The organism is Pseudoflavonifractor sp. 60 (assembly GCF_009911645.1).
Classification (GTDB): domain Bacteria; phylum Bacillota; class Clostridia; order Oscillospirales; family Oscillospiraceae; genus Lawsonibacter.
Genome location: NZ_QWKI01000387.1, coordinates 1 through 244 on the forward strand (window position 1 = coordinate 1; position 244 = coordinate 244).

Sequence of the window (244 nt, forward strand, 5' to 3'; positions counted from 1 at the left end):
AAGGAGTGAACAAAAATGGCAGAAAACAGACAATACGACCATGAATACAAAGTACAGGCAGTGAAACTCGCAAAGGAAATCGGACAAGCAAAGGCCGCTAAAGAACTGGGGGTTCCCAAGAATACCATGTATGGCTGGGTACGGGCCAACCGTCTTGGCAGCCCCGACCTTGGGGCAGGTTCACAAACCCCGCAAAGCGCCATGACGCTTAACGAGGAACTTCTTCAGCCCCGCCAGCAGGTTA

1 protein-coding gene is annotated in these 244 nt (G+C 52.0%); it reads left to right on the forward strand.

Annotation, left to right across the window (positions count from 1 at the left end):
* Positions 1-15: 15 nt before the first annotated feature.
* Positions 16-244, forward strand: a 229-nt coding sequence (locus D1646_RS22535; RefSeq protein WP_243154309.1) for a transposase, incomplete at its 3' end; no start/stop codon positions are given.